Genomic DNA, 25,966 nt, shown 5'->3' on the forward strand with positions numbered 1-25,966 from the left:
TCTTAACTCGGAGCGCTTTGCTCCGGGTAATGTAACCCGGAGCGGATCGCTCCGCAATTGGTATCCTGGTGTCATGCCCGACCCTGTGACGCCACGCAAGCGAGGACCCCAGGCCTTGGCAGCCCGGAACGACCAGGCGCTGATCGAGGCCGCTCGCCACGTGTTCACCACTCTGGGATTCGACGCGCCCGTCTCCGCCGTCGCCGAGTATGCGGGCGTGGGAATGGGCAGCCTGTACCGCCGTTACCGCACCAAACAAGAGCTGCTCCAGCAACTGTGCGTCGACTCGATGGAACGCGTCGCGGCCGCTGCCCGAGCCGGCCTGGCTCACGAGGATCCCTGGCAGGGACTGGCCTCCTACATCCGGCAGTGCGTGGCCTTCGGCTTCGGCATCCTGGCCCCGCTGGCCGGTGCCATCGACGTTACGCCCGAAATGCGGCAGGCCAACCAGCAAGCCCAGCATCTGGCCGACGAGCTCACCGCCCGGGCTCACCGTGCCGGTGTGCTCCGCACAGACGTAACCACCATGGACATCTCTCTACTCATCGGCCAGTTCAGCCGCACAACCCCACCCCCACCCGGGCACAGCGAGGAAGAGATCCGCTCCCGACTGCTCGCCATCGCCCTGGATGGCCTCAAAGTTCACAGCAACGACCCACTGCCCGGCAAACCACCCAACGCGGAGCGCTACCAGGCCCTCTGGGACACCTGACGAGCGTAGACCCAGGTCGGGGGTTGCCGGGCATGACGTCCGAAACGCCGTGGAGTCAATCTCCGTGAACGAACTGCCTGTCGAGCCGGACCGCTCGATGACGGACGAGCAGCTGATCTCGATGCTCGTGAATCGGGCACGCAGCGAGGGTCCGCCCCCACTGCGGGGATCGCGCGGATCAGGGCGGCTACCAGGGGCGGCAACGACACACTCCGAAACTTCACCTCCCTGGCGCTCCAGGGCGGACATGGGGCGTGGGGGGACATCTTCTACGGTGGGACGGCCAGCGACGTGATCTTCGGCCGGGCGGGCGATGACGTCCTCAAGGGCCCGAGAGGCAACGACGCCGCCAACGGCGGCCCGGGCTTCGACCACTTGCACTGCCGAAACCAGGGTGCTCTGCCCCTAGCGAGGGTCCGACAATCCGGCGCGCCGGAGCCAGAGCATGAGCGAGGCTATGGTGGCTCCCGCCAGGTACCTGTCGAAGCGGGAGGCGACGGCGCGTCGCCGAGCAAAACGTCAGGCCTGGTACGGGGCCGGCCACCGGCGGGGCGGCGCAGCCGGAATTTCGCCATCACCGCCTCGAACGCGGTGCAGTCGACGATGTTGCCCCCGGTCAGGTGCAAACGTCATCGGCAGGCCTCGTCCTTCGACGATTAGATGGAGTTCCGCCGCCCACTCTCCTTGATCATCCGGGATTGACCCAATTACTGGATCTACCTGCTGGTATGTCAACCTCTACCCCATGCACATCCGATTCGGAACAAAGGACGACGCCGAGCACATCGCCACGCTGCATGCTCAAAGCTGGCTGACCGCCTACACCGGGATCATGCCCGCCAGCTATCTGAACGGGCCGCGGCTGCTCGATGAACGTAAGACCCTGTGGACCACACGCCTCACCACGGTCGCCCCGGAACCGGATCGCACCTCCTGCCTGCTCGTCGCCGTGGATGACTCGGCCACGCTGGGGTTCGCCTACCTGGCCCTTGAGGCCGATGGCCGCATCTTGCTCGACAATCTTCACGTCCGACCTCGGCGCAAGGGCTCGGGCATCGGCCGCCACCTCATGCAGCACGCTTGCGCCTGGACGGCGAATCACCATGCGGGAAAGGCCGTCTACCTGGAGGTGCTCCAGGCCAACGTAGCCGCGATCGCCTTCTACGAGCGTCTGGGCGGCCGTCCTACCAGGCAGTTCGTCGAGCGCTTCCCTGCCGGCTTTGAACTGCCCGTCGTGGAGTACACCTGGGATCTGGATGCAGTGAGCGCTCTTGCCGCCACCTGCTTCACCGGTGACCAACCGGCCTGTTTGGTTGATCATCAAGAGCAGCGGGCGTCCTCGTGATCACGTTCATGGCGCACTCGGATGGCGACGCCTCCGCGCAACAGGGCGAATGTCTCGCAGCAACCGCCGGTAACGACCATCCAAGCTCACCTGGCGCTCCCGAAGGATGTGGCGAGGCCCGCTTCCCAACGAGACATCGCAAGTTGCACGCTGAACGCCGGGCGTAGTCCTGCGCGCAGGCGGGAGGCGGCGGTGTCGGCATTGCGAGGCAAGTTCTCCGCTTCGATGGCCAGCCGGGCTTCGCCCTCAGGAGTGAGGCGGTAGTAACACCAGGAGTGAGCGCCGCACGTCGTGCCGCCCTTCCGCCGTGATCAGGCGGACCTGCGCCAGCGCCTCTTCTCCCTCTTCTGTGCCCGGCTGACCCGCCGCCAGGGGCACCGGCAGCATGGCCTGCTGTTCGAGGAGGCCATCGGCGACACCCGTCCGGTGAACGTCGCCGCGCTCTTACGCGAACGCGTTGCGGGGGCGAGCCCGCTGACCCCGCAACTGTTGAAATTTCTGGCTCAGTTGATGTACGGCACAATGAGGGGGGCGGTGTCGTAGACGCAGAACATCGATACGCCGCCGAGTTCTATGGTGCAGCGGGACGGGACCGAGGTCCACGTATAGAAGGCAGGCAGATCGACTCTGAAACCGATCGTGGCATAATATGTTCCATTACAGTTTCCGATTCCGCCGCACTCCCATTCGCCGCTGCTGGAAACCGCACCGCAGTTACCCGTCGGATTTCCGGCGTGCCCGCAGAAATTGGTGGAGCCGTTGCGCACATTGCTGTTCCTGAAGTACAGGCTGGTCGAGGCGGAAATGTAGGCCATTCCTGCACAGCTCACCGAGCCTCCCCAGTCGGCCTCGGACATGAGCGTTAAGCGACTGCTCGTGTCGTACCACCACCGGACCTCTCCAGCGATGTTGTACCAGTTCCCGGAGCAGGAGGGCGCCACTTGCGCGAGGGATCGCGACTCGCCAGTGGGGGACTTGATGGTGACTTTCTGGAGATCCGCACGCACCTCGTCCGTCGGCAGCGCGAGTGCGAGCGATTTGTGCGGATATTTATCCGCCGCCTTGCTGGCAGGGGTCGGTTCGTTCGCGCTGGCTGGGAGCGCGCCGGCGACCATGAGCAGCGTACTTAGCATCAACGCGGCGATCAGGCCGATGGTTCGTCGGAATTCGGCTATGACACGAGGTCGATTCCGGTATGGCTTCGGGGAGAGATTCATGGATTGCGCCCTTCCACTAAGGGGTTGTCTTTCTCCACGACGCTCCACTATTGAATGAAACCGGAACAGGACATCGGCCGGTCATTCGGCGGACATCTACCGGCCTGGCTCACAGTGCCGCCACCACCTCGACGACGCCGAAATCCCGCTGCAGCTCATCATGGGCAAGACCCGGCATAAGGATCCCCGCACCGCCATGCGCCGACGATGCCGGTCCCAGCGCCGCGACGGTAGCGAAAGCGGTGGCCGAGCCGGGACCGGCGGCGGCTCCGCTCGCCGGAAGGCTGCGCGAGTTGCTCGACGCCCGCTCGCCGGACGTGCGGTGGCGGAGCAACGGACAGAGAAGCCGTACCGGCACTGCGGGCGGAGCAGACGCACCCGTCGCCGCTACGACCCCGGACAGGCATGCGGGACCGGCACGATCGCCCTCGACGAGGACCTGCGCCGACGCCCTGCGCTGGATCGGGGAGACGGTCCCGTGAACGGGACGGCGAGTCTTGTGCGGCGGGCTTGCCGGATCTACGAGAGGGCCCGTGAGCAGGACGGTGAGCAGGGCCCGCAAGGTCCATCTGAGCACTGCCTCCTGTACGATTCGCCGGCCCCTGCCGTCGTGAACGAGCAGGGCGGCAGCCGCCGAGGCACTGTCTACGTCGCGGCGGTGGCGTAGGAGGACACGTCCTTCCTGACGCTGCGCTGGGACGCCGGCGCACGCGTAGGGGCTCGCCGACGTGGCCGCGTGGCCGGACTTGCATGACGCGCCAAGTCGCCCACTCGCTGAAGACCAACACTGCGCCGGACAGCCGACATGCCTTACGTGGCAAACAAGATCATATCGCTCTGACCTGCGATAAGGGTCTGGGTCCAAGGTCGCCAGGGGCGATCCACTCGTCGCGGCGGTTGCGGATCGTGGTGGTCGAGCACGTCGTGTCGGCTATCGCCTCGTACGAACAGCCGAAGCGCAGCAGTCGCATGAGCTTGTCAAAGATGATCCGGTCGCCGTGGCACCCGCCGCGGTACGTCGGCCGCTCGGGCAGCAGGGCCGCGGATTGGTCCCAGATAGGAGCCGGTCGGCCGGACGCACTCACCCTTCACGGTACAGCGAGCCGCTCCTCACGACGGCGAACGCCGCGTGACTCTCAAGGGAGCGGCCAGTTGCGTAGGGCGGCGTCGGCCATCCCTTGGAGTTCGTCGCGGCCGACGCCACTCGCGGCTTGCACGGCGATGCCGAATGCCAAAGTGGTGACGTAGCGGGCCAGGAGCCCCGGATCGGTCTCCGGGGGCAGGTCGCCGTCGTCGATGGCTCGCTGGAACCGCTCTCGGACGCGAGAGCAGCCGTCGTTGCGCCAGGCGGCGAGGAGGTCACGGACTCCACGCCCTGAGTCGCTGGCGGCCAGGGCGCTCTGAACGCCCAGGCACCCGTGGGGATGGGCGGGGCGGGTGGTGGTTCGGATGGTGCCGGTCAGGATCGCGGTGGCGACGCCGAGGGCGGTCGGCTCCTCCATGGCCCGGGACAGGTATGCGCTCGGGCCTTCGGTGTAGCGCTCCAGGGCCTTGCGAAACAGCTCTTCCTTGTTGCCGAAGGCTGCGTACAGGCTCTTGGCGGAGATGCCCATCGCCTCGGTCAGGTTGGCCAGACTGGCCCCCTCGTAGCCGTGCTCCCAGAACACCAGCATGGCGCGCTCGAGAGCGTCGTCGGCGTCGAATCCTCGCGGTCGGCCGATGGGGCCTCTCTGTTTGATCGCCACCCCCGCAGCCTACCCCTTCTGCAGCGGTCGCTGCAGAAGTGCTACCGTTCGGATTCTGCAGCGATCGCTGCAGAAGTCGAGAGAGGTTGTTCACATGGGACTGCTTGAGGGTAAGACCGCGCTCGTCACCGGCGGCAGCACCGGAATCGGCCTGGCCAGTGCCGTACGGCTGGCGGCCGAGGGCGCGCACGTGTTCATCACCGGCCGGCGCAAGACCGAACTCGACGCGGCCGTCGAAGTGATCGGCCCGGCGGCTACCGCGGTGATCGGTGACATCTCGAACCTGGCCGACCTGGACCGGCTCTACGAGACGATCCGCTACCGGGGACGGGGCCTGGACGTGCTGTTCGCGAATGCCTCCGTCGCCGCGTTTGTGCCGCTTGAGCAGGTCACCGAGGAGCACTTCGACACCCTCTTCGGTATCAACGTCCGGGGCACGCTGTTCACCGTTCAGAAGGCGCTGCCCGTACTCAATGACAGCGCCTCGGTGATCTTGAACGGCTCCACCAACGTGGACGTCGGCGCGGAGGCGTTCGGTGTGTACGCGGCGACCAAGGCCGCCACTCGATCGTTCGCCCGGACCTGGGCCAACGAGCTCAAGGGACGCGGCATCCGGGTCAACACCATCACGCCCGGCCCGACCGACACCCCCGGTTTGTCGGGGCTCGCTCCCGACCCGGAACATGCCGCCGGTCTGAGGCAGCACCTGGCCACGCAGGTGCCGCTGGGCAGACTCGGGCGACCGGAGGAGATCGCCGCCGCCGTGGCCTTCCTCGCCTCCGAGCAGAGCAGCTTCATCACCGGTTCGAGCCTGTACGTCGACGGCGGCCTGAACCAGATCTGAGTTCCTTGGCCGCACGTCCGGCAGGATGACGGCTCCTGGCCCGGCGGGGCTCTCCCAGGCGGAGCAGGCCGGTCTGGACTGTCAAGACGGCCACGATCAGGGCGGCCCGACGGCGCGACAGTCTGACCAGAGAGGTAAGGACCCATGCCCGTAATCGGCATCATCGGCGCAGGCGAGGTCGGTGGCCAGATCGCGCGTGCAGCGCTCGCGAACGGCTACGACGTCGTCATTGCCAACTCACGAGGACCCGAGACCTTGCAAGACCTGATTGACGAGCTCGGCCCGTCAGCGCGTGCCGCAACCGCGGCCGGCGCCGCTGCCGCAGGTGAGTTCGCCGTCGTGGCGGTCCCGCTCAAGGTGGTCAACGACATGCCTGCGGAGGAACTGGCAGGCAAGATCGTGCTTGACACGAACAACTACATGGTCTGGCGCGATGGCCATATCCCGGTCATCGACTCGGGGGAGAAGACAGTTCATGAGCTACGCCAGGAGCACCTTCCGCGATCCAAGGTGGTCAAGGCCTTCACCCACATCCAAGCTCCCCGCATCACCACCGCGGGTAAAGCGGCGGGCACCCCCGGCCGGCTGGCGCTGTCGACCTCGAGCGACTTTCCCGACGCCGTGGCACTCGTGACGCGACTGTACGATCAGTTCGGGTTCGACACCGTCGACAACAGCCCGCTCAGCGAGTCGTGGCGCAGCGGTCCCGGGCAACCCGCGTGGGTCGCGCACGAGCACCAGACCCGTGCCGAACTGATCGCCAACCTCGCCAGGGCGCGACGGATCGTCTTGAGGTGAGTAGGACAGGCGGCCCCGCCCGGTGACGGGACAGACGTCGCCGGATGCCGGCGCGCGGCGGCCGGAGGAAGGAGCGCGCCGGTCGGCTGGCTGGCGCGGTCGCCGCGGCGGGCCGGGGAAGGACACGGCGGGCACGGACGTCCTCCGGGTGGGCGCGTGTCACTCCGGGTGGGCGCGTGTCACGGATGTGCGGCGCCGTGGGCAGAGAAGCTAGGTGGTCGTTCGCAACCGGGCCTCGGCGGCCCAGTGGGGTGCGTTCCAGCGGTCGGCGACGGCGGCGGCGCGGGTGAAGTGGGCGGCGGCCTCGTCGGTACGGCCGAGGAAGACGGCCAGTTCACCGAGGGTGTGGGCGACCGGGCGCAGCGCCAACGCCAGGCTCGCGGCGCCCGCCGGGGGGCCGTCGCGGTGCGGAAGCAGCGTCGCGTACATCTCCTCGGCGGCATCGCGGTCGTTCAAGGCGACGCCGGCCATCGCGCGCAACGTGGTGAGGAAGGTGAAGAAGAAGTCGGGGCGGATCGGGCTGGGTGACGCGCGGACCTCGCGGGCTTCGGCGTCCAGGCCGTTGGCGTGGAGGGCGAGCGCGAGCAGGTCGGAGGTCATGGGGCCGAGCGCGGCGTGGAGGGCGCGAACGTCGTCCAGGTGCGCACCGAGCGTGCCCTCGTTCAGCCAGATCGTGGCCAGGGCGAGTTGGAGAAAGCCCGTGTGCACCGATCCGATGCGCCGCATGCCCTCGTCGGCCTTGATGTAGAGGAGCTCGGCGTCGGCGGACCGGCCTTCGATGAGCGCCAGGCCGGCCAGCGTGATCTCGGCGGCGGCGATCGCCTCGCGCATTCGGTAGGTACGCGCGAGTTCCAGGGCCTCGGTGATCACCTGGTGCAGGGTCACCGGGTCGTTGGCGGCGGCGGCGATGCCGGCCTGGTTGAGCAGCCCGGTGACGCGGTAGACCGGCAGGTCGTGTTCGGTGCCGATCTCCACGAGCTCCCGGCAGAGCTCGGCGTCGCCGTGGACTTCGGCCAGGATCTCGAGTGCCGCGGCCCGCAACCGGGGTTCGGTGGCGAGGTCGAGTGCCTCCTGCGCGGCCTCCACAACCGTCGGGTCGTCCTCGCCGACCAGTTCGTGCGCGTACGCCGTCAGGAGCCGGGACCGCACCGAAGGGGTCAGGTCGCGCTTCAGCAGGCGGCTCAGGCGGTCGACGACGGGCCGGTCCACCGTGCCGTACGTACGGGCCTGCCAGGCGGTCGGCTCTGTCCACGCGGTGAATGCGGCGATCATCAGGTCGTCGCGGCCCAGGGACTCCGCGTACTCCACGGCTTCACGGCGGGTCTCGCGGGCGGCTGCGACGGCTCCCGCCCGGATCTGCGCGCGCAGCAGCCTGCCGAGCAATTCGACGCGTTCGTCCGGTCCGGTCGAGTTGGTGACGGCGTCGCTGAGGAGGCAGACCGCCACATCGTGGGCGTAGCGGGCCTCGGCACGCTCGGCGGCCTGGACGCAGTAGCCGACGGCCTTCGGCGAGCCGGCGCGCGCGTAGTGATGGGCCAGCGCGGCGATGTCGTCGGTGCCTTCAAGAGCGGCGGCGATCCGGGCGTGCATCCGGGTGGCGCGCAATCTGCTGGTGTCGGCGATGAGCGTGTCCCTGACGAGGGCGTGGACGAAGCGGATGAGGCCCGGGCCGGGCTCGTCGAGGAGCCCGGCGATGACGCCCGCGTCCAGGGCGTCCATCACCCCGTCCTCGTCGGTGTCGGCGGCCTTGACGAGGACGTCCACCGAGCTCTCCCGGCCCGCGACCGCGGCCAGCCGGAGGACGGACACGCCTCCCTCGGGCAGGCGCGCGAGCCGCCGGCGCAGGACGTCCCGTACGCCTTCGGGGACCTCGGAGAGGGCGACCAGCGCGCCTTCGCCGTTCAGCAGCCGGGCGCTTTCGCGCACGTAGAACGGGTTGCCGCCGGTGCGCTCAACGATCCCCGCGATGGTCTCCTCGTCGGCTTCGCATTCGGCCCGTACGAGCTTCGCGACGGCCTCGGCGTTCAGCCCGGGCAGCGCCAGGCGCAGGGGCGTGGCGCGCGCGAGGGAGGCCAGCGTCTCGGTGAGGTGCCCGCTCTCGTCCGCGCGGTACGCGGCGACGACCAGGATCGGGGCCCGCAGGCCGAGGCCGCCGCCGAGCAGCTCCAGCGTGGCGGCGTCCGCCCAGTGCAGGTCGTCCAGCACGACCGCGACCGGGCGTTCCGTGGCGACTGTCGCGAGCCATTTCCACACGGCTTGCCGCAGGCGGAACCGTCCAGCGGTGGCGTCGGCGTTCACCGGCCCGGTGTCGGTGAGCAGCGGTGCGAGGTCGTCCGCGAACTCGCCCGGGGACCTGGACGCGGCGACGGCTCTCAGCGCCTCGGTCCAGGCCCACGCGGGCGGCGCGCTGTCGACCTCGGGGCAGCGGCCGACGGCGACCAGCCACCCGTCACGTTCGAGCCGCCTGCCGAGGTGTTCCAGCAGCGCCGACTTGCCGAGCCCGGCCTCGCCGGTGACCAGGGCGATACGGGCTCCGTCGGCGGCAGCCCCGGCGGCGGCCGTGACCAGCGCCGACAGCTGTGCCTCGCGTCCGACGAACGGCGCCTCGACGCTCGGAGCCGCCCCCTGGAGAGGGGCCATCTGCGGCAGCGGGGCGGCCAGCGGGAGTGGGGCCACCTGCGGCAGCGGCGCGGTCAGCGGGGGCGGGGGCACGGTCGCGCGTAGGACGTCTGTGCGCTGGGTGAGGATCGCCTCCTCCAGCGCCGTCAGGTCCGGGCCAGGGTCGAGCCCGAGCTCCTCGGAGAGGATGCCGCGCGCGCGGCGGAGCGTCGCCAGCGCGTCGGCCTGGCGGCCGCTGCTCCACAGTGCCAGGGCGTGCAGCCGCCAGCCTTCCTCGCGGAGGGGCTCGTCGCGGGTGAGCCGCTCGGCCTCGGGAACCACCGCGGCGGGGCCGCCGATGCGCAGACCCGCCGCGACGTGCAGCTCGGTGGCGACCAGGCGTAGCTCGTTCAGCCGGGCCGTCTCGGCCGCGGCCCACGGCTCGTCGGCGACCTCGGCGAACGCCGGTCCCTGCCACAGCCCCAGCGCCTCGGCGAGCCGAGCCTGCGCGGCGCGTGGGTCGGTGTCCGTACGCGCTTGGCCCAGCAGGCCCTCGAACCGCCACGCGTCCACCGCCTCCGGTGGCAGCCGCAGCGCATAACCCGGCGCCGCGCTCACCAGCAGCCGGGCCGGCGTGCGCGGCGGACGTCCGGGCTCCAGCAACCGGCGCAGGTTGGACACGTACGCCTGCAGGGACATCAGCGCCCGCCCGGGCGGCTCCCCGCGCCACAGATCCTCGATCATCCGGTCGACCGGCACGACCTGCCCGCGCGCCGCCACCAGCAACGCCAGCACGCCCCGCTGCCGCGGCCCGCCGAGGTGAACGGCCGCACCGTCTACCTCCGCTGCGAACGCGCCCAGCACCCGGATGAAGACCATGATCTGCACATCGTATGTGGACGTTCCAAATCGGCTCCAAGCCCCCTCCAAATACCCGGGAGCAGCCTGAACACCTCGCAACCGACCGAGGGCAGGACAGATGAGCGTCAACACCCAGGACATGGAGATCGTCCACCGCGTACTCCGCCGTGAGTCACGGCTGCTGATGGAGCTCGCCGCGGCCGTCATCCCGGGTGACACCGCTCGCGCCAAGGTGATCGCCGGCCACTTCCGCGTCTACCGGCTGGGCCTGCACAACCATCACGAGGCCGAGGACGAGCTGCTGTGGCCGCCGCTCCTCGCCCGGGTGGACCTGGAGGCCGACATCGTCCTGCGCATGCAGGCCCAGCACGAACGCATCGCGTTCACCCTGACCAGGCTGGACGCCTCGGTCCCCGCCTGGGAGGCCACCGCGGGCGCAGACGAGCGCGACACCCTCGTGGCCGCACTCGCCGACCACCGCGCGGTCCTGATGGAACACCTCGACGACGAGGAGGCCACCCTCCTCCCGCTCGCGGCCAAGCACATCACCGAGCAGGAGTGGGCCTCCCTGGGCGACCACCTGGTGAACAGCACTCCCGAGCTCACCCTGCTCACGCTCTTCGGGGCCGTCCTGGAAGACGCGAGCCCGGCCGAGCGCGCCATCGTCCTCAGCGGCCTCGCCATCCCCGCCCGCGTCGTCTGGCACGTCATCGGCCGCCCCCGCTACGCCCGCCACATCCGCCGTGTCCGCGGCTGAACCCTGCCCAGTCTTGAACATCAAAGGAGAACAACCATGTCGCTGAAGAAGCTCAACACCGTCCTGGCCGCCGCCGTCGTCCTGTTCAGCCTCTACCTCGGACTGTCCTTCGTCCTGCCCCTCGGGACCACCTTCCCGGGGCTGGCGAACTGGCCCTCTGACGGCAGCGGCTTCTCCATCGTGAAGGGCAGCCGCGAAATCGCGATGGGCCTGACTATGGGCATCCTGCTGGTGACGGGCCACCGCCGCCCGCTGGGCTGGGTCCTGCTGATGACGGCCGTCGCCCCGTTCGGCGACATGGTCAACGTCCTGGCCCACCACGGCTCCACGGCCGCCGCGCTCGGCATCCACGGCCTGACCTCGGCGCTGATCGCGGTCACTGGGTTGCTGATCCTCCGCGAGACCAGCAAGGCGCGCAAGGCCCGAGAGAGCGCCACCCCAGCGCCCGCCGCGCAGCCCGCCTGACGTCCCCGCAGCGCGGCACGGCATTCCTTCGCATTTTCTGAGAACTCGAAAAAGGGAGACGACAATGACGATCAACGACTTGCGCGGTGTCCTCAAGGGGCGCGTGCTCCTGCCCGATGACGACGGCTTCGAACAGGCGGCCACCGCCTGGAATCTGACCGTCAGGCAGCCGGTGGCGGCCGTGGCGGAGGCCGCGGATGCCGATGACGTGGCGGCGCTGGTGCGGTACGCGCGGCGGGCGGGTATGACGGTGACCGCGCAGCCGAGCGGGCATGGCGCCTCGGGTGATGTGGACGGCCTGATCCTGTTGCGTACCGGCCTGCTGAACGAGGTGGAGGTACGCGCGCAGGAGCGCGTGGTCCGGGTGGGCGCGGGCGTGAAATGGGGGCAGGTGCTGGCGGCGGCCGGTCCGCTGGGGCTGACCGGCCTGGCCGGCAGCGCTCCGGGGGTCAGCGTGACCGGCTACACCCTGGGCGGTGGGGTCGGCTGGTTCAGCCGCAAGTACGGCTTCGCCTCCGACAGCGTGCGGGCTGTCGACATCGTGGACGCCGATGGCCGGCCGGGCCGGGTGAGCGCCGAGTCCGATCCTGACCTGTTCTGGGCGCTGCGCGGCGGTGGCGGGGACTTCGCGATGGTGACCGCCCTCGAACTCGAGCTGTATCCCGCGCCGGCCCTGTACGGCGGGCGGGTGATCTGGCCGGAGCACCGGACCAGGGAGGTGTACGACGCGTTCGTGGAGATCACCGCCGAGGCGCCGCGTGAACTCAGTGTCTGGATCAACCGGCTCCAGCCCCCCGGCGCGCCGGCGATGGTCACGCTGGACCTGGCCTACCTGGGCGCGGCGGCTGAGGCGGAGGACCTGCTGAGGCGTATCGACAAGATCGAGGGCGCGATCTCCGACAGCCGCGGCGTCGTCCCGGTCGCCGACCTGGGCGCCATCGCCGCCGAGCCCACCGACCCGGCCCCGTCCATCACCCGTGCGGAGCTGCTCACCGGCCTGGACGCGGACGCGGTGGAGCTCCTGCTGGCCAAGCCGGTCGAACCGCTCATCAACCTGCAGATCAGGCACCTGGGCGGGGCGCTCGCCGAGCCGGGCGACGGGGCCGGTGCGAGCGGCGCGGTGGCCGAGCCGTACCTGCTCAGCCTGCTGGGCCTCGGCCTGCCGCACGCGGCCGATACTACGCGCGCCAGGCAGGCCGAGGTCGTGGCCGACCTGGCGGCCTACGTCAGCGGCCGCAAGCCGTACACCGTGCTGTCGCCCGGTGACACGGCGGCCAGCTCCTTCTCCGGCAGCGCGCTCGCGCGGCTGCGGGAGATCAAGCGGGCCCGTGACCCGCAGAACGTGTTCCGCGCCAACTACCCGGTGCACGGGTAGATCGGTTCCCAGCAGGTCCCGGCCCCTCCGCCCATCGGGCGGCGGGGCCGCACCACACCTACCGGCCGGCAGGTGCAGCCGGGGGTGGTGCCGAGAACCGGCGCAAGTCCGGAGTAGTGCCTCCAACCGCGGCGACGGCACCGAGGCAGAGCAGACCTCCGCTGATCAGGGCTGCCGCTCCCGAGGTTGCGTCTGCGACCAGGCCGCCGCGCATGTTGCCGATGTCAGGGCCGGCTTGCCCGACGATCTGCTCGGCAGCGCTGACACGGCCGAGTAGTTCGCTCGGGGTATGCAGCTGGACGATGGCGCTCCGGGACACCACGGAGACGGTGTCGGCCGCGCCGGCCAGGATGAGGAAGGCCAGTCCGGCCCACGGGTGGGGCGACAGGCCGAACAACGTGAGCGCCGCGCCCCAGGTGGCGGATCCGCCGAGCATGACCAGGCCGGGACGGGGGAGCCGGGTGAACGTTCCGGAGAAGAGGGAGGCGGCGACGCCGCCGACAGCTATGGCGGTGAGGAACAGCCCGAGCGTGCGTGGGTCGTCGCCGAACCGTTCTGCGTTGATCAGGGGGAACACGCTGATCGGCATCGACAGCACTGTGGTGGCCAGGTCGGTGAGCAGGGCTCCGCGGATGACGGGAGTGCGGGCCAGGAAGGCCAGGCCGTCAAGCACTCCGCGCAGGCCGGGGCGGGCGGGCTCATCCGCGGGTCTCATCGGCGGCAAGCCGAACACGGCGTAGAGCGCGACGATGAAGGTGAGCGTGTCGATCAGGTAGCAGCCGCCGACACCGAGCCCGCCCGCGATCAGCCCGCCGAGCGCGGGGCCCATCAGCATGGAGCCCTGGAAGGCGATCCGTCTCAGCGCCAGTCCGGCGGCCAGCTGATGCTTGGGCAGAAGGTGTGGGATGAAGGTGCGCGAGGCCGGACCACCGACGGCGGCGAAGCAGGAGTGCGCGACGACCAGCCCCAGAACTCCGGCGACCGGGAGGTGCCCGAAGAAGCCCTGAAGTGTGAGAAGCAGCGAACAGGCGGCGTGCCCGCTGGTCGTGATGAGGCAGAGTTTGCGGCGGTCCACGCGGTCGACGAGCGAGCCGGCGAAGAGTCCGAGCACGACGAGCGGAGCCGCCTGTGCCAGGCCGACGGCGCCGGTCCATGCGGCGCTGTTGGTGGTGTGCCAGACCTGGAACATCACGGCGACGAGCGTCATTTGGCTGCCGAATCCGGACAGGGCCTGACTGATCCATAACCGGCGGAACGGTGGTGAGGCCCGTAGCGGGGTGACATCGAGCAGGGCGTGCCTCAGCCCCATGCGGGATCCTCCGCCAGCTTCTCCGCGATCCGGTCGTGGAAGCTCTTGCGTGCGAGGGCCTGCTCAATGTCGGTGACGACCCGTGAGAGTGGATAGGGGATCTCGGCCTCGATCTCGGCGACGGCGGCCTCGGTGGCCCGCCACTCCGCCGCCAGGCGACCCACGATGCGGCGGGCGTTGTCGGTGAGCGTCACCTTCTTGCTGCGCGCGTCGTCGCCCTCGACGGTCTGGACCCAGCCGGCCTCGCGCATCGCGGCCACCTTCTGGCTGAGTGCCGAATGCGTCCGGTTGACCGACTCTGCCAGCTCCGTGATGGTCATTGGCCCGCAGGCGTGCAGCCGGAGCAGCTCCATCACGAAGCTCGGCTTGAGCCCTTTGATGCGCTTCTTGGAGTAGAGCCGGGCGATGTCCGCGTCCATGGAGGCCTGGAGAAGGCGAAGCGGCCGCCAGAGGCTTTCCTGGGTGGGATCGGATGCAGGGGGATGCGTCATGAGCGGGATCGTATCAGTACTTATATAAGTGCTTATGTTATTTGGCGCCGCCTTGCTACGGCAGGAGGCGAAGCCGCCACCATGCCATCAATCGAGCTGGACCAGCGGCCGTGCTTCTCCGATGCGGTCACGTTCACCCGCGACGGTGAGATCCGCGGTGGTCGCGTTCGGCAGGAGCAGCGCCCCGAGCGCCAGCCCGATCAGTCCGGCCACGATTGGCGCACCGGTCCACAGCTCGGGCACGGCGGGCAGGCGGCCCCCGATGGCCGAGGCGACTGCGATGTACAGCGACCAGGTGACGAAGGCCGACAACCCGGCGAAGGCCCAGTACGCGGCCCGCCGCCCGGCCGACGGGCGCAGCCAGCGGATCAGCAGGTCGCTCACGAGTCCGGCGGCCACGAACGCCAGCAGGATCGGCAGGTTGCCGAAGCTCGTCCGGACGCCCGGCATGAGCGCGATGACGGCGTACAGGATGGTCACCGACCCGAACGGCAAAGGCCAGCGGCGCAGCAGGAACAGCACCGGGCTGAGCACGACGACGTTGGTGACGACCATCGCGACGGCCACGCGATCGGCGCCGAGGGCGACAGGACGGGGACCGGCGACCCGCGGCGCGACGCCCGCGTCCTGCGCCATGGACAACGCCTGGACGATGGCCTGGGGCCGGTACTGCAGGGCGTCGCCGTAGGACAGGAACAGCGACACCAGCGCGGTCGCGAACGCGAGCCCGATCAGGGCGGGCAGCAGCCGGCCGAGCCGCGGCCGGGCACCGATGTCGGGGGCGTGCCACGCCGAGCGCAGCGGGGTCGTGATGATGAGCATCATGGTCACGATGAGGCCGAGGTGCGACGGGCTGAAGAAGATGTTGATGGTCGTCTCGATGCCGAGGACGGTGTGCCAGGTCAGGTCGGCGAGTCCGAAGGCGGCGAACGCCGGGATCGCCAGCAGCCCGGCGAGATAACCCGCGGGGACGGCTGCCAGCCCCTGCCGGCCGGCACGCACGTTGCGCCACACCTGCCAGATGATCCAGCCGGCGACCACGGCGTACCCGGAGTAGAACACCGCGTGCCAGGGGGTGAAGAACGTCTCCAGCTCGGCCAGGTTGGCGTGCGCCCAGGCGTCGATCATCAGCCCGACCCCGAACCAGACGCCGAGCAGCGCCGTCACCAGGTCTGTCCGGGGAGACACCCACGCGCGGGGCTCTTTCGTGCCGGCGATGAGGCGCCGAGTGCCGGCGGCGTCAAATACCACTTCGTGATTCCTTTGCGTCGGTGAATTCGATTCGTGCCAGAAGCCGGTGCGCCGGCGAGGCTCTGCGCGTTGCCGCTGCCGACCGCGCCCGCCCGCCTGCCCGCCCATCACGCTGTGTCGGCGCAGAGGACCGGTACCACGGGACGGCGGGCCGCCAAGTGCGCGGGCAGAGCGGTGAGCGGCACCGTCACCAGGAGCGTCGCGAGCGCGGCGAGGAGCATCCAGGAGACCGGCGCCAGGATCGCGTTCCTGGGGCTGAGGGCTGAGAACACCCCGATGCCCAGAGGGACGCCGATGACGGCGCCGGGCAGGCAGGGCAGGAGCTGGGCGATCAGCAGGGCGGCGACCGCGATCAGCAGATGGCCGGAGTTCTCGGCCCGCAGGTTGGGCAGAACCGTGGAGCCGTTCAGGCCGTAGCCTCTCGACGGCTGGACGGGCAGGGAGAGCAGCCCGGTAAGCGCGATCAGCGTGGTGGCGGTCGAGCACGCCTGCAGCACCACCCGGCCCGGCCGGCGGGCGGTCAGCCTGAGGCCGAGCAGGAACGGCGTGGGCAGCAGCGCCGACAGCGTGGTGAGCCACGGCCGCCGCCGGGCCCGGTGGTCGGTGTCCGCCAGGGCGGCGACGGTCGTGGTGCGCAGGGCCCGCAGCGTGGGACGCAGGGCCGACAGCACCGCCACCGCCACCGCGAGGACGGTCGTCGCGGCGATGACGGGGCCGGTCGGCCCGCCGACGTCACCGATCCTGCTGGCGGTGGGGCTGGCGATGCCGGGCACGGTCAGGCGCGCGATCACCAGCCCCAGCACGTCGGCCAGCAGCGCCACGGCCAGGTACTCCGTGAGCAGGACGGCGGCGATCAGACCGGGGGTGGCGCCGACGGCCTTGAGCAGCCCGGCCCGCCGGGTCTGCTGGACGGCGCGGCCCGCGGCCAGCGCCGCCACCCCGGTGACGGCCAGGAAGCTGAGCAGCCAGCTTCCGAGCACCAGGATCGGCTGGGTGCCCCTGAGAATGACGGCGTCCTGCTCGGCCTTGCGCTGCCAGGAGTGGAAGGTGATCCTGACGTCGGAGCCCGGGTGGGCATCGGTGAAGGCCTCGGTGGCGGCGGGGTCGCGCAGCTTGAGGTCCATGGCCGTCGTCACCGGCAGATCGTGGGAGGAAGCCAGGGAGCGGGCGTCGGAGCGGGTCATCCAGGCCAGGCCGGTGTAGTCGGCAGGGCCGCCGCCCGGGCCGATCTGGGCCGCCCAGGGGTAGACGGAGGTGGCGGCGGTGACGGCGATCCCGACGACGGGGTACGACCGGCCGGCGATCGTGACGCGGTCGCCGACGCCGGCGCCCAGCGCGGTGGCGAAGCCGCGCTCGAGGACCGTGCCGCCGGAACGCACCCACTGCCCGGAAGTCACCAGCGGCCGGTTGAGCGCGCCGGACTTCTCGGCGAAGCCGTGCACCACCACCGGGGACGCCGTGGCGTCGCGCGTGGTGAGACTGGCGTAGACGATGCGATAGGGGCCATGGTGGGCCACCACTTCCGGAGCGTCCGCCAGCTCGGCCAGGGCCGAGGTCACAGCGGGGCCCGTGTCGCCGGACAGCGCCACCACGTCCGGCCCGGCGGTGGCCGCGCGGGTCTGCTCGTACAGCGTCCGGCTCGACCCGCCCAGGGACAGGCCCAGAGCCAGAGTGGCGGTGGCTGTGGTCACGGCGAACAACAGCATCGCGACCTGGGACGGATAGCGGCGAACGTCGGCGAGCACCAGCCGTACGACGAGCACGAGGGAGCCCATGACGTTCAGCCCTCCAGCCCGATCAGCCCGCCGAGCCCGCGCGGGTGGGCGTCGGCCAGGCTGGTGTCGTCGACGAACATCCCGTCACGCATCGCCACCAGCCGGTCCGCAGTGGCCGCGACCCGCTCGTCATGTGTGACGATCACCAGCGTCTGCCCCGCCGAACGCAGCTCCTCGAAAATCCGCAGCACCTCGATCGTCGCCGTGCTGTCGAGGTTGCCGGTGGGCTCGTCGGCCAGGACGACCAGCGGTTCGTTCGCCAGTGCCCGGGCGATGGCGACCCGCTGGCGCTGCCCGCCCGACAGTTGCGACGGCAGGTGCCGGGCCCGCGCCGTGAGCCCCACCCGTTCGAGCAGGACACCTGCCCGGCGCCTGGCCCGGCGCCTGGCCTGGCGCGGCGAACGGCCGGCCAGCAGCGCGGGCAGCTCCACGTTCTCCGCCGCCGAGAGCTCCTCCATCCCGCAGCCACTCGGGCCCATCACCGCCAGCATCTGCCCCTCGGGCACCTCCAGGTCGACCTCGTCGACCGCGCGAACCCTGCTTTCCCCTTGACCGTGCTCCTTCACCAGGTCACGAACCCGGACCACGGCACTCGACTCGCTCACGCACCCTCAACTCTGTCATCGGCCCTGGGGACGTCGGCTCTGGACCAGGCCCGCTCGCAAACTTCCAGCCAGCGCAGGTCCGCCTGCAGCCGCAGCACGACACCCTCCAGCAGCGGTACGGCCTTCGAACCCGCCGGCTCGGCCATGATCGCCCGCTGCGCCTCGCGCAGGCGGCGCAGCAGCTCGCGGCGCTGGGCCGCCACCAGCTCGACCGGGTCGGCGAGCCGGGCCGCGGCCGCCGCGACGAGCTTGAGATGGAACTCCGCCATGTCGGGCTTGGGCCAGCCCACCTCGGCCAGCCACGCGGCCACCCGCTCCTGCCCGGCCGGCGTCAACGCGTAGACCTTGCGATCCGGCCGGTCGGGCAGGCCGTCCGCCCGCTCGCAGACCACCAGCCCGGCCTTCTCCAGCCGGGACAGGGTCACGTAGATCTGGCCGGGGTTCATCGACTCGCCCAGCGGGCCCAGGCTCTGGCGCAGCCGGGCGCGCAGGCCGTACCCGTGTGACGGCTCCTTGGCGAGCATCGCCAGCACTGCGTCTTGCACGACATCTCCCTAACGGTTAGCCAATAGATAGCGGTTAGCCGTATGAAGTGTCAAAGCGCTGCATCTGGAGATCTTGTGGAGGACCATGGAGGGCACGCTGAAGGTCTTCTTCACGCCCTGCTGATCAAGAGGCACAAACTGCCAACTCTTGATCAATCGCACCGGGTGGCCGATCATCGAGACAGATCCCCCCACTCATGGAGGAACCCCCATGATCCGCCGCCTCCTGCTGGCCACCGTCCTCGCCCTCGCCGCCGTCACCACCGTCACCACGGGCCCCGCCCAGGCCCGCGCCTGCAAGTACAACTACGCCTGCGTGACCGTCTTCTACAGCGATTCCACCCGCACCACCGTGGTCGGGGAGAAGTACGAAGACTGCACCGGCGTGGTCGACATGTGGGGCGTCCGCACCGGCTACCTGGAGTTCTACGAGAGCCCCTGCTGAGCCGTCAGCACCAGCCGAGCTCCTGCGCCGTGATCTATCAGTGGGCGTACGAGCCGGACGTGTGGGCAGACACACTGGCCGGGATGGGGACGCTGATCGCGGAGGCTGGCGCCTGAGCGACCTTCCGTCGGCCGCCCTCTGAGTCTCCGCTTGCCCCAAAGGGTGGAAGGCTTCGTTCCCGGAATTGAACTCCAGACCGTCTACCCGCCCGAAGGCATCTGATGTACTTCATCCATCGCGACTGGGAAGCCGGACCGCTGTGCAAGAGCGTCCGACACGTGCCCGGCCGCACCGTCCTGGAATGGTTTCGCGGCCTGTGGGAGCCGGACGGCCTCGACCGGGCGCACGCCGACCTCAACGGCGCACCCTACGAGTTGGAATGGCTGAGAGAATGCGGCGACACCCCTCCTGAGGACATGATCGAACTACGTCGCCGGATCAGGATGCAGCTGTGGGCCGACAATGACCTGCACATCGATGACCACAGCATCCGCATCAGCAGCATGGGCGTACATCTGGAGGAGGCGTTCTACTTCGTCGACGACGCCCGCGTCGCTGAGCAGCCGGATCGCTGGGCCTACCCCGTCCACCCCTCGTGGCCGCTGCCCGCCGCCGCCGCTTCCGGCCCGGCGCCGTTCGTCCCGCCCTTCCCTTGCGCAGAACTCGCCGCCCCGACAACTGGCGACGCTGGCGCCACCTACCTGCTGTTCACCACTCTGAATGCCAGGCACGACACCCTGGGCTGGGATCGGACGTACGTTTTCCCCGGTGTGCGACTGCCTCAATTAGGCGCCGCGCTCCGCCGGCCCCTTCAGAATCGGGACGCCTGGCCCGGCCCTCTCCTCGATCTCAGAGCATTGGTGGCCCCGGACGAAGACGGCATCGCACCTGCCCTCGAACGTCTCAGCCGTCTCACAGGCGACGCCGGTGAGACGGCTGAGACGCATGACCAGGCGCACCGGGCGGCGCTGGAACACCTGCGCGCCTTCACCCCCGGCGAGGGTCGTCTGCCCGACCGGACCCTCCTCCACGTCGGCGAGCATCTGGCGCAGACGGCCCTGCGTGGAGACTCCATCGGCCACCGGCCCTGGTACGTCTTCGATGACATCTGGGCCAGTACCCACCCCGACCTGGCCGCCTCACTGATCCACTACGCCTACCACTGGGACCCCGGCTGCAGTCGTAAGCACGGGTTGATGATGCCCTGCGCTCACGAGGAGTACCTGGACCTCCGCCTCGGTTACGCAGACCGCGTCCGCGACTACGAGCCCTACGACGAACCGCTGGTGACCAAGCTGACCGGCTCGCGCAGCGTCGCTGAACTGCGCCATCAGATCTCCCAGGACGCCGGCACCGGCAAGCAGCGCCTCCTGCTGGTCCTCGATCAAGACCATCGAAGCGAGCTGTTCGGCGTCATCGGCGCCCTTCTAGGGCATCCGACCCCCGACGCCTGCGAACTCCGCTACATCCACCTGGTCCAACCGCGCCGCCACCGGTCGGAGCAGCCGGCTCGGCTGATCAAGGCGCTCTGCTTCGAGCTGCGGAAAGAGGGCTACACCAGCCTCGTCCTGAGCCAACCCCCGACCGAGCCATGCCAGAAGCGGCTGAGAGCGGTCACCTTGCGCGGCACAGCGCCCACCAGCCGAGTGATCCCCTTGACCGACTTCCGCCCACCCAAGAACTACGCTTGGCGAGCGGACCCCTTCCTCCTCTGAACGGGAAGGGCGTTTCCGCAGAACGACCGTCCCGAAATCGTCCTCGAAATGAGCGCGGGGGAGCGCACGATTCGCCACCGGGATCGTGCTGGACTTCTCGCCGTTCGTGCACGTGCCGGTGATGCTACTGAGCGACGCCTCGTCACCGGTGGCGCCGCTGGGACTGACCGGGGCAGCCGTCGCCCTGGCCACGGCGGGGCTGGCGTTCCTGCGCCTCGACCTGATGCCCTCTGCCTGAGACGCGCGCCGGCGACGACCTCGCGGACCCAGCTCAGCGGCTGAAGCGAGGCCCGGCGCCGGTGAGGCGGGCAGGCAGGGTGCGGTGCCCGTTGGAAATGAAGGATTCCAACGGCGTTAGCGCGCTGGGACCGGCCGCCAGGGTCAGCCCGGGATAGCGCGCGAACAGCGCGGGCAGCGCGACCATGGCCTCCAGGCGTGCGAGCGGTGCGCCCAGGCAGTAGTGCGCGCCGTGGCCGAAGGAGAGATGGTCCTTGACCGGGCGGGTGACGTCGAAGCGGTCGGCGTCGTGGCCGTGCACCAGCGGATCGCGCCCGGCCGCCGCGTAGCAGGCGAGGATCGCCTCGCCCGCCCGCAGCGTGATCCCGCCGCCGAGGTCGATGTCCTCGACGGCGTAGCGCAGCGGGATGCCGGCGACCGGGGCCTCGTGGCGCAGGGCCTCCTCGATGACCGCCTCCCAGACGACCCGGCCGCTGCGGACGAGCTCGAGCTGGTCAGGATGGGTGAGCAAGGCGAAGATCGCGTTGTCCAGCAGGTTGACCGTGCTTTCGTGTCCGGCGCTCAGGAACAGCGAGAGCGTGTCGACCAGCTCGTCCTCTGACCGCCGCGAGCCGCCGTCCCGCGCCGCGATCAGCGCTGAGGAAAGGTCGTCGCCTGGGTGCTCGCGCTTCTCGGCAACAAGCCCGCGCAGGATTGCCCGGATGCGGGGATAAGCCTCGGCGGCCTCGCGCGGGTTCGCTGCGGTGCGGAAGAAGGCGTCGACGCAGCGGCGCACCTCCCGGCGGGTGTCCTCGTCGGCGACGCCGAACAGCTCGCAGATCACCTCGACCGGGATCGGGTACGCGTAGTGCTCGCGCAGGTCCACCGGTTCGCCGCGCGCGAGATCGACCAGCTCGTCGAGCGCCCCGTCGACGATCTCCTCGATCCTGGGGCGCAGCGCGGCTGTATGGCGGGCGGTGAACGCGCCGGAGACGAGCCCGCGCAACCGCCGGTGGTCGGGGCCGTAGGCGGTGAACATGTTGCGCGCACCCACCCACGGGAAGAGCTGCCAGTCGGCGGTGACCTCGCCCTTGATCAGCGCCGGCCAGTGCTGGTAGGCGTCCTTGGACACCCGGGGGTCGGTGAGCAGGGACCTGAGCAGCTCCTGCCCGCACACCGCCCAGGCCGCCACGCCGCCGGGCAACTCGACGCGTACGGCGGGTCCGAGCGCCCTGAGGCGTGCCCCCTCCGCCTGGATGTCACGGCCGGCCGGGTCGATGACGAAGGGTCGGTCCTCGGTGGCATGCTCCATGCTGTCCTCCCATCCCGGGCTTCGGACGTGGCGGACCCCACGCGCCGGCATCACGGCGTGGACGAGGGCCTGACCGTACGCGAAGCCGCCGGTCACCCGGGCGGGCTACAGCCCGGACGACAACCGGCGCTGGTCGATCCCGACCCGAGCCTGAAGTGGGACGGTCTGCGGCAGCGGACAGTGCCGGAGAGCGGCGCGGTGGTTCACCTGTGTCATCGCCACCGTCAGGGTCTGCGTTACCCGGGCGCGGTCCTGGACCATCAGCCTCTCACGGAGCTCTGCGAACGAGCAGGAGGTGATCCGTCATCGGTGGCCGAGCTGTGGGACGCGGCGCGATGGGCTTCACGCAGGCCGAGCTCGACGTCGCCGACGTGATGATCTGGCTGCGCTGCCACCACGGGCGCGAGGTCAGCTACGCCGACCTCGCCGTCGGAGTGGGGTCTCCGGTGGTCGCCAAAGGTCCAGAATTGGTCATAGGAGACATGGCCGAAGACATAGCGCAAGGTGGATCGTGGTCTTGGCCACCGCACGGGTCTCGTCGGCGGTTTCCTTGCGGCGTTCGGCCTGAGCCGGCGCGCTCGTCCCCCAAAGCTCGGCGAGGGCGGCACCGATCTCGGCGTCGGTCACCTCCGCCAGCGGGCGGTCACGCCCGAGCAGGCCGATGGTGCGGTCGATAGGTGACGTGCCTGCCGCGCAGAGCGGAGACCTTCGGCGCCGCGCTCATGCCGGCTCCCGGTTGGCTGCGATCGTGGCAGCGGTCCCAGCGTCGTACGCCCACCTCCACGCAGAACCGATGGGACGGTCGCCCGGGCTTGGACCAGGCGTCAGACCTGGCTCAGCCCGGGCGACCGGAACGTCAGCAGCCCCAGCTGTCGTGATAGACGCCGTAGACGTTCAGGTAGTAGCCGAGTTCTACCTGCTTGCCCGCCGGGACACAGAAATGCTGGTTGTCGGAGGACCTCCGGTAGGTAACCCAGATCCTTTCGCTGGTGTCCTTACAGTTGCGGTAGTACTCCGTTCCGTTCTTGGTGTAGTGGCCGCACGTATCGTCCGAGAGCGCAGCCGGCCGCATGCCGGTTGACTGCGCGACGGCCGGCGTGGCGAGGGCGGCGAGACCGAGGGCGAGGGCGAGCCCGCAGCTGACCGTCTTCATCTGAGCACGCATGATGTTTCCCGTTCTGTAGAGGACCTCGGGTCCGGATGACCGTCAGCGGTGTTCGGCAGCCGCCGAGGTGTGTGGCGGCGTCCATGGCACCGATCGTGCTGCCGGCGCGGGGAGGGGCAGAAGGGGTTTCCCGTCGCCCCGCAGACGAGGTGGTCAGGGAAACCCGGAGATACCACCACAAGCCGCACCACTCACTGCGACCAACCTGTCACCCCTTGTAAAGTCTCGGGAGTGCGCGAGGGCATGCAGGACGGGCCTCCCGCCCCAACGGGCGACGGCGGTTCGCGGATAGCCCCCGGCGCCGCGTTGCGGCGGCTGCGGGTGGCGCGCGGGCTGTCGCTGAATGAGCTGTCCCGGCTGACCCACTACAGCAAGGGCTATCTGAGCAAGGTCGAAACCGGCGAGAAGGCGCTGTCTGTGGGCGTGGCACGCCGCTGCGATGGGGTGCTGGAGACCGGCGGCGAGTTGAGCAAGCTGGCCGAGTCGATCACGGGAGCGAGTGAGGGCTGCCCCTACCGAGGTCTTCAGCCCTACGAGTCTGAGGATTCCCGCTGGTTCTTCGGCCGGGACCGGACAGTGAGCGTGCTGGTGGGGCGCCTGGCCGAGCGGATGCCGGGACGCGGGCCGCTGATCGTGGTGGCCCCCTCAGGGGCGGGCAAGACGTCCCTGCTCCAGGCGGGACTGCTGCCCGCCCTACGCAGAGGCATGCTACCGGCGCCCGGATCCCGCTCATGGCCGGCCGTCGTGTTCACCCCTGGCGAGCATCCGGTCACCGAGCTGCTGGCCAGGATCAGCGCGTATACAGAGCTTGACCTGGCCGAGATGGCAGCTGCGCTCGCGGAAGATTCCGCTGCCTTTGCCGGGCAGGTCGCGGACGCGCTCAACGGCGGGACACGCGGTGGCCATCTGGCTCACCGGCGACGTCTGGTGCTCATCATCGACCAGCTTGAGGAGATCTTCACGCTGTGTGGTGCGGAGGCCGAGCGCCGCGCCTTCCTTTCGGCGCTGGCCGCACTGGCCGTCACCGGCACGGCGGGCCATCCCGCGGCGCTGGTGGTGCTCGGCGTGCGGGCCGACTTCTACGGCCACTGCCTCAGCCGCCCGGGCCTGCTGGATACCGTGCGCGAGGGGCAGTTGCCGCTGGGCCCGATGACTGTCGCCGAACTGCGCGAGGTGATCACAGGTCCCGCCCGCGAGTCGGGCCTTCATGTGGAACCGGCACTGGTGGAACTGTTGTTGCGGGACATGGGCGTGCCTGCAGGGATGGACGGGGGAGAGGCCGGACGGGTGCATGAGCCAGGTGCGTTGCCATTGCTGTCACATGCTCTGCTGGCGACCTGGCAGCACCGCGAGGGCGACACCCTGACCGTGGCGGGCTACCGGCTGACCGGCGGGATCGCGGGCGCGGTCGCCGCAACCGCCGAGCACGTCTATACCGGTCTGGATCCCCGCGGTCAGGATCTTGCCCGGCGGCTGCTGCTGCACATGGTGTGCCTCGAGGGGTCCGGCACCGAGACGCGCCGCCCTGTCGACACTCGTCACCTGCCGCCGGAGTATTTTCCGCCGCAGGCCATGTCGAAGGTAATCGACGCCTTCACCTCCGCCCGCCTCATCACTGTGGACGCCGGTTCCGTCCAGCTCGCCCACGAGGTGCTACTTCGGGCCTGGCCGAGGCTGCGCGAGTGGATACATGCCGACCGCACCGGGCTGCGCATGCGCCACCAGCTGTTGGAAACGGCCTTGGTGTGGGAACGCGAGGGCCGTGACCCGTCCTTGCTGTACCGAGGCGCGCGCCTGCACACGGCCCTGGACTGGGCCGCCGCCGATCCCACCGCCCTCACGACCGTGGAGCAGGCGTTCCTGGACGCGTGCCGGGCGTTGCATGTCGCAGAACGAGCCACGGCCCGCCGCCATGCCCGCCTCCGGCGGCAGGCGGTCGCGGGGTTTGCTGTGCTGCTGGCATTGGCGCTCGTAGCGGCGGTCGTCGCGGTGCGCGCCGCCCATACCGCCGAGCGTCGCCTTGAGCTGGCCCAGAGGGAGAAGAATCGCAATCTGTCCCACAGCCTGGCCGTGCAGAGCGAGGGACTGCTGGACCGCGACTCCACCGTCGCCCAGCTGCTGGCGGTCACCGCCTATCGGATCGCGCCGACAGCCACAGCCCGGCGCGCCATGCTGAGCGCCCTGGCCCACCCGGCGAGGGGGGAGCTCTTTGGCCACAGCAACTGGGTGATGAGGACGGCGTTCAGCCCTGATGGGCGCCTCCTGGCCAGCGCCAGCCAGGACGGCACGGTGCGGCTGTGGGACGTGGCCAGCCGCCGGCAGGTCGGCGAACCGCTCACCGGCCACCAAGGAGCGGTGTACGCGGCGGAGTTCAGCCCTGACGGGCGCCTCCTGGCCAGCGCCAGCCAGGACGGCACGGT

General features: G+C 70.0%; 24 protein-coding genes and 1 pseudogene. 13 read left to right on the top strand and 12 right to left on the bottom strand.

All coding sequences use genetic code 11. The annotated features are described in order from the left end of the window. Positions 1 to 73 precede the first annotated feature (73 nt). The 4 genes from ETD85_RS21210 (at position 74) to ETD85_RS21220 (ending at position 2,600) form a co-directional block, all read left to right on the top strand. Positions 74 to 712: a TetR/AcrR family transcriptional regulator gene (locus tag ETD85_RS21210; protein WP_206058438.1), complete on the top strand. Its 639-nt coding sequence runs from the start codon at positions 74 to 76 to the stop codon at positions 710 to 712. Positions 713 to 976: 264 nt separating this feature from the next. Continuing rightward, complete coding sequence (locus ETD85_RS67520; protein WP_420847251.1) at positions 977 to 1,372, top strand: hypothetical protein; 396 nt, start codon at positions 977 to 979, stop codon at positions 1,370 to 1,372. 85 nt (positions 1,373 to 1,457) lie between these two features. Continuing rightward, positions 1,458 to 2,057, top strand: a complete 600-nt coding sequence (locus ETD85_RS21215) for a GNAT family N-acetyltransferase (protein ID WP_138691491.1) — start codon at positions 1,458 to 1,460, stop codon at positions 2,055 to 2,057. A gap of 291 nt (positions 2,058 to 2,348) precedes the next feature. Next, positions 2,349 to 2,600: a hypothetical protein gene (locus ETD85_RS21220; RefSeq protein ID WP_138691492.1), complete on the top strand. Its 252-nt coding sequence runs from the start codon at positions 2,349 to 2,351 to the stop codon at positions 2,598 to 2,600. On the opposite strand, the gene ETD85_RS21225 is transcribed toward ETD85_RS21220, so the two are convergent. The 3 genes and pseudogenes from ETD85_RS21225 to ETD85_RS21235 form a co-directional block, all read right to left on the bottom strand. Then, on the bottom strand, positions 2,561 to 3,274 hold the full coding sequence (locus ETD85_RS21225) for a hypothetical protein (protein WP_138691493.1): 714 nt from the start codon (positions 3,272 to 3,274) through the stop codon (positions 2,561 to 2,563). The two genes, ETD85_RS21220 and ETD85_RS21225, sit on opposite strands and share 40 nt — an antisense overlap. Positions 3,275 to 4,143: 869 nt before the next feature. Further along, positions 4,144 to 4,359: pseudogene (locus ETD85_RS21230) on the bottom strand (hypothetical protein); the annotation flags it as partial. Positions 4,360 to 4,410: 51 nt separating this feature from the next. Then, positions 4,411 to 5,019 carry a TetR/AcrR family transcriptional regulator gene (locus ETD85_RS21235; RefSeq protein ID WP_138691494.1) on the bottom strand — a complete coding sequence of 203 codons (609 nt, stop codon included), beginning with the start codon at positions 5,017 to 5,019 and terminating at the stop codon, positions 4,411 to 4,413. A gap of 94 nt (positions 5,020 to 5,113) precedes the next feature. On the opposite strand from ETD85_RS21235, the gene ETD85_RS21240 reads away from it, so the two are divergent. Together ETD85_RS21240 and ETD85_RS21245 are read left to right on the top strand one after the other, a co-directional pair. Then, positions 5,114 to 5,863: an SDR family oxidoreductase gene (locus ETD85_RS21240; protein WP_138691495.1), complete on the top strand. Its 750-nt coding sequence runs from the start codon at positions 5,114 to 5,116 to the stop codon at positions 5,861 to 5,863. Positions 5,864 to 6,007: 144 nt separating this feature from the next. Next, complete coding sequence (locus ETD85_RS21245) at positions 6,008 to 6,661, top strand: NADPH-dependent F420 reductase (protein WP_138691496.1); 654 nt, start codon at positions 6,008 to 6,010, stop codon at positions 6,659 to 6,661. Between the two features lie 210 nt (positions 6,662 to 6,871). Here ETD85_RS21245 and ETD85_RS21255 read toward each other — a convergent pair whose 3' ends face one another. Then, the gene (locus tag ETD85_RS21255; RefSeq protein WP_138691497.1) at positions 6,872 to 10,138 is read right to left on the bottom strand and encodes an ATP-binding protein; all 3,267 of its coding nucleotides are present in this window, start codon (positions 10,136 to 10,138) and stop codon (positions 6,872 to 6,874) included. A 100-nt stretch (positions 10,139 to 10,238) separates the two neighbouring features. On the opposite strand from ETD85_RS21255, the gene ETD85_RS21260 reads away from it, so the two are divergent. The 3 genes from ETD85_RS21260 to ETD85_RS21270 all read left to right on the top strand — a co-directional run bounded on the left by ETD85_RS21260 (position 10,239) and on the right by ETD85_RS21270 (position 12,717). Beyond that, positions 10,239 to 10,877, top strand: a complete 639-nt coding sequence (locus ETD85_RS21260; protein WP_138691498.1) for a hemerythrin domain-containing protein — start codon at positions 10,239 to 10,241, stop codon at positions 10,875 to 10,877. A gap of 36 nt (positions 10,878 to 10,913) precedes the next feature. Next, on the top strand, positions 10,914 to 11,342 hold the full coding sequence (locus ETD85_RS21265) for a DUF4267 domain-containing protein (protein WP_138691499.1): 429 nt from the start codon (positions 10,914 to 10,916) through the stop codon (positions 11,340 to 11,342). Positions 11,343 to 11,406: 64 nt separating this feature from the next. Beyond that, positions 11,407 to 12,717 carry an FAD-binding oxidoreductase gene (locus ETD85_RS21270; RefSeq protein ID WP_138691500.1) on the top strand — a complete coding sequence of 437 codons (1,311 nt, stop codon included), beginning with the start codon at positions 11,407 to 11,409 and terminating at the stop codon, positions 12,715 to 12,717. Between the two features lie 58 nt (positions 12,718 to 12,775). Here ETD85_RS21270 and ETD85_RS21275 read toward each other — a convergent pair whose 3' ends face one another. The 6 genes from ETD85_RS21275 to ETD85_RS21300 form a co-directional block, all read right to left on the bottom strand. Beyond that, positions 12,776 to 14,026: an MFS transporter gene (locus ETD85_RS21275; protein ID WP_138691501.1), complete on the bottom strand. Its 1,251-nt coding sequence runs from the start codon at positions 14,024 to 14,026 to the stop codon at positions 12,776 to 12,778. Beyond that, positions 14,017 to 14,517 (bottom strand): MarR family winged helix-turn-helix transcriptional regulator, encoded by a 501-nt coding sequence (locus ETD85_RS21280; RefSeq protein WP_206058439.1) that lies wholly within the window; start codon positions 14,515 to 14,517, stop codon positions 14,017 to 14,019. The genes ETD85_RS21275 and ETD85_RS21280 overlap by 10 nt, the downstream gene beginning before the upstream one ends. Positions 14,518 to 14,604: 87 nt before the next feature. Continuing rightward, on the bottom strand, positions 14,605 to 15,705 hold the full coding sequence (locus ETD85_RS21285) for a hypothetical protein (protein WP_206058440.1): 1,101 nt from the start codon (positions 15,703 to 15,705) through the stop codon (positions 14,605 to 14,607). Between the two features lie 170 nt (positions 15,706 to 15,875). Further along, positions 15,876 to 17,543 carry an ABC transporter permease gene (locus ETD85_RS21290; RefSeq protein ID WP_138691502.1) on the bottom strand — a complete coding sequence of 556 codons (1,668 nt, stop codon included), beginning with the start codon at positions 17,541 to 17,543 and terminating at the stop codon, positions 15,876 to 15,878. Between the two features lie 5 nt (positions 17,544 to 17,548). Then, positions 17,549 to 18,148: an ABC transporter ATP-binding protein gene (locus ETD85_RS21295; protein ID WP_138691503.1), complete on the bottom strand. Its 600-nt coding sequence runs from the start codon at positions 18,146 to 18,148 to the stop codon at positions 17,549 to 17,551. Continuing rightward, a complete protein-coding gene (locus ETD85_RS21300; RefSeq protein WP_138691504.1) occupies positions 18,145 to 18,693 on the bottom strand; it encodes a PadR family transcriptional regulator in 549 nt (182 codons plus the stop codon). Before ETD85_RS21300 ends, ETD85_RS21295 begins: the two co-directional genes overlap by 4 nt. A 211-nt stretch (positions 18,694 to 18,904) precedes the next feature. Here ETD85_RS21300 and ETD85_RS21305 point away from each other — a divergent pair, with 211 nt between their 5' ends. The 3 genes from ETD85_RS21305 (at position 18,905) to ETD85_RS63225 (ending at position 21,091) form a co-directional block, all read left to right on the top strand. Continuing rightward, positions 18,905 to 19,138, top strand: coding sequence for a DUF6289 family protein (locus ETD85_RS21305; RefSeq protein ID WP_138691505.1), 234 nt, complete (start codon positions 18,905 to 18,907; stop codon positions 19,136 to 19,138). 221 nt (positions 19,139 to 19,359) lie between these two features. Beyond that, positions 19,360 to 20,853 (top strand): hypothetical protein, encoded by a 1,494-nt coding sequence (locus ETD85_RS21310; protein ID WP_138691506.1) that lies wholly within the window; start codon positions 19,360 to 19,362, stop codon positions 20,851 to 20,853. 85 nt (positions 20,854 to 20,938) lie between these two features. Further along, the gene (locus ETD85_RS63225; protein WP_170246779.1) at positions 20,939 to 21,091 is read left to right on the top strand and encodes a hypothetical protein; all 153 of its coding nucleotides are present in this window, start codon (positions 20,939 to 20,941) and stop codon (positions 21,089 to 21,091) included. A gap of 33 nt (positions 21,092 to 21,124) precedes the next feature. Here ETD85_RS63225 and ETD85_RS21315 read toward each other — a convergent pair whose 3' ends face one another. Next, on the bottom strand, positions 21,125 to 22,381 hold the full coding sequence (locus tag ETD85_RS21315) for a cytochrome P450 family protein (protein WP_138691507.1): 1,257 nt from the start codon (positions 22,379 to 22,381) through the stop codon (positions 21,125 to 21,127). 856 nt (positions 22,382 to 23,237) lie between these two features. After that, positions 23,238 to 23,546, bottom strand: coding sequence for a hypothetical protein (locus ETD85_RS21325; RefSeq protein WP_206058441.1), 309 nt, complete (start codon positions 23,544 to 23,546; stop codon positions 23,238 to 23,240). A gap of 231 nt (positions 23,547 to 23,777) precedes the next feature. Here ETD85_RS21325 and ETD85_RS21330 point away from each other — a divergent pair. Then, the coding region (locus tag ETD85_RS21330) for an nSTAND1 domain-containing NTPase (protein WP_138691509.1) at positions 23,778 to 25,966 on the top strand (2,189 nt) is incomplete at its 3' end.

The sequence above is a fragment of the Nonomuraea zeae genome (genome assembly GCF_005889725.1).
GTDB lineage: Bacteria > Actinomycetota > Actinomycetes > Streptosporangiales > Streptosporangiaceae > Nonomuraea > Nonomuraea zeae.

Bases quoted from the DNA above. Each gene is read 5' to 3' on its own strand.
- ETD85_RS21210 (WP_206058438.1), top strand. From the start codon at position 74: ATGCCCGACCCTGTGACGCCACGCAAGCGAGGACCCCAGGCCTTGGCA.
- ETD85_RS21215 (WP_138691491.1), top strand. From the start codon at position 1,458: ATGCACATCCGATTCGGAACAAAGGACGACGCCGAGCACATCGCCACG.
- ETD85_RS21225 (WP_138691493.1), bottom strand. From the start codon at position 3,274: ATGAATCTCTCCCCGAAGCCATACCGGAATCGACCTCGTGTCATAGCC.
- ETD85_RS21240 (WP_138691495.1), top strand. From the start codon at position 5,114: ATGGGACTGCTTGAGGGTAAGACCGCGCTCGTCACCGGCGGCAGCACC.
- ETD85_RS21245 (WP_138691496.1), top strand. From the start codon at position 6,008: ATGCCCGTAATCGGCATCATCGGCGCAGGCGAGGTCGGTGGCCAGATC.
- ETD85_RS21255 (WP_138691497.1), bottom strand. From the start codon at position 10,138: ATGGTCTTCATCCGGGTGCTGGGCGCGTTCGCAGCGGAGGTAGACGGT.
- ETD85_RS21260 (WP_138691498.1), top strand. From the start codon at position 10,239: ATGAGCGTCAACACCCAGGACATGGAGATCGTCCACCGCGTACTCCGC.
- ETD85_RS21265 (WP_138691499.1), top strand. From the start codon at position 10,914: ATGTCGCTGAAGAAGCTCAACACCGTCCTGGCCGCCGCCGTCGTCCTG.
- ETD85_RS21270 (WP_138691500.1), top strand. From the start codon at position 11,407: ATGACGATCAACGACTTGCGCGGTGTCCTCAAGGGGCGCGTGCTCCTG.
- ETD85_RS21275 (WP_138691501.1), bottom strand. From the start codon at position 14,026: ATGGGGCTGAGGCACGCCCTGCTCGATGTCACCCCGCTACGGGCCTCA.
- ETD85_RS21280 (WP_206058439.1), bottom strand. From the start codon at position 14,517: ATGACGCATCCCCCTGCATCCGATCCCACCCAGGAAAGCCTCTGGCGG.
- ETD85_RS21290 (WP_138691502.1), bottom strand. From the start codon at position 17,543: ATGGGCTCCCTCGTGCTCGTCGTACGGCTGGTGCTCGCCGACGTTCGC.
- ETD85_RS21305 (WP_138691505.1), top strand. From the start codon at position 18,905: ATGATCCGCCGCCTCCTGCTGGCCACCGTCCTCGCCCTCGCCGCCGTC.
- ETD85_RS21310 (WP_138691506.1), top strand. From the start codon at position 19,360: ATGTACTTCATCCATCGCGACTGGGAAGCCGGACCGCTGTGCAAGAGC.
- ETD85_RS21315 (WP_138691507.1), bottom strand. From the start codon at position 22,381: ATGGAGCATGCCACCGAGGACCGACCCTTCGTCATCGACCCGGCCGGC.
- ETD85_RS21325 (WP_206058441.1), bottom strand. From the start codon at position 23,546: ATGCGTGCTCAGATGAAGACGGTCAGCTGCGGGCTCGCCCTCGCCCTC.